Annotated in this window: 2 protein-coding genes and 1 pseudogene; all 3 read left to right on the plus strand. The window is 75.9% G+C overall.

From position 1 onward, the window contains the following. Positions 1-261, plus strand: a pseudogene (locus DZF91_RS40245) (hypothetical protein); the annotation flags it as partial. Next, on the plus strand, positions 258-1,355 hold the full coding sequence (locus DZF91_RS24305) for a sigma-E factor regulatory protein RseB domain-containing protein (RefSeq protein ID WP_147341342.1): 1,098 nt from the start codon (positions 258-260) through the stop codon (positions 1,353-1,355). The pseudogene DZF91_RS40245 and the gene DZF91_RS24305, both read left to right, overlap by 4 nt. Positions 1,356-1,582: 227 nt before the next feature. Then, on the plus strand, positions 1,583-1,777 hold a 195-nt coding region (locus DZF91_RS24310; protein ID WP_199486853.1), incomplete at its 3' end, for a hypothetical protein.

Raw genomic sequence — 1,777 nt, forward strand, 5'->3', positions numbered from 1 at the left:
CTGCGGCCCGCCGCCGGGCCCGCCCGTGCCGCGCGTCCGCACCGGCGGCGCTACCTGGCCGTCGGCGCCGCGTCGCTGTTCCTCGGCCTCGGCGTCGCCTCCTACGCGGTGGGCGGCGAGCAGGACGCCCCGACCGTCACGCCCGCCTTCGACCGGTTCGCGGTCGAGCACGCGCTGACCTCGGGCGACACGCCCATCACCGACCCGCTGACCGATCCGGGCACGCTCCGGACGGCCGTTCCCTCCGCTCCGGGGCCGTGACCGGACCCGTCCACCCCGGTCCGCGCCGTCCCTGTGGGGGCGGCGGGAGCCGGGGCCGCCGCGTGCTCGCCGCGCTCGGCCTCGCGGGTGCCGTGTGCGCCGGCGCGGTGCTGACCAGCGACGCGCACGTCGGCCGTCCCGCCCCCAGCGACCCCGACGCGCTGCGGCTGCTGCGCGCCGCCGCCGACGCGGCCGACGACGTGTCCTACGAGGGCGAGCGCGTCCTCACCACCTGGGGACGGCACGGCACCCACACCTCGCAGGCGCGGGTCGAGCACGTCGCGGGCACGGCCGTCCCGGTCGGCGTGACGCAGGCCACGATCGCGCTGCTGGACCGGAACTACACCCTGGTGCGCCGCCCGGACGGCACGATGTGCGGTCGCCGCGCCGCCGTCGTCGAGGCCCGCCGCGCGGACGGCTCCACCGCCGGACGCTTCTGGATCGACGCCGACACCGGCCTCATGCTGCACCGCGAACTGCTCGACGCCGAGGGCCGCGCGGTCGTCGTGGTCGGCTTCAACACGTTCCGCGTGGTCACCCCGGCCGCGCTGCAGCGCACACCGGTCCGGGGGACGTCCGTCCGCGCGGACGAGCCCGGCGAAGCGGTGCCGGGGCCGTACCCGACGACGGCGGGCCGCATGACGCCCGTCCCGTCCGAGGTGCGGCTCACGGCCGAGCAGGTGAACGAGCTGCGCCGGAACGGCTGGCCCGTCCCGCACCGGCTGCCCGGCAGGCTGGCGCTGTACGACGTGCGCCGCTCGACGGTGCCGTCCGGCGGTGAGGCGCTGCATCTCAGCTACTCCGACGGGCTGGCCGTGGTGTCGGTGTTCGTGCAGCACGGCGGGCTGAACGAGCGCGGCCTGAGCGGCTGGACCCGGGAGAGACTGGACGGCCGCCCCGCCTACCGGCGCGACACCGTCCGCAACTGGGTGGTCGAGCAGCGCGGCGACTACGTCTACACGGTGCTCACCGACGCTCCGGAGAGCACGGCGTCGGCCGTCGCCGAGGCGTTCCCGGAGGCTCACGAGTCGTTCTGGGCCCGGATGCGCCGCGGTTTCGGCCGCCTCGCCTCCTGGGCCGACCCCTTCGACTGACCGTCCCGCCCCGGCTCCTGATGAAGTGTCCGGAAAAGGTGGTTTAGCCGTGCCCGGAACCGTTATCGGACGCCCCGTGCCGGAAGCGCTTCGCCGATCATCGAGAATGGGTCGGGACGGTGCCGGAGGCCCGCAAGCCGGTTGCCGAGAGCTTTACGCTCATCACATGCCGAGTCGGCGACGATGAGCGCGGATCAACGAGATTCATGCCCGGTAGGAGAGTGGGGATGACCGAAGACAGCCGCGGACCGGTCGAGGGGACGGAGCGGGACGAGCCCGCCCCCGGCCAGGGTGACGGGCGGCCGGACGCCTCCGGATCCGGGAACGCCGCGGGTGCCGCGGCCGAGCGGGCGAACGGCCGCGCGGCCGTCGGCGTGGACGACTCCCCGTCGCCCGGTGACCGGCCGGTGGCCGGACGCGCC

The sequence above is a fragment of the Actinomadura logoneensis genome (assembly GCF_003428695.1).
Lineage (GTDB): Bacteria > Actinomycetota > Actinomycetes > Streptosporangiales > Streptosporangiaceae > Spirillospora > Spirillospora logoneensis.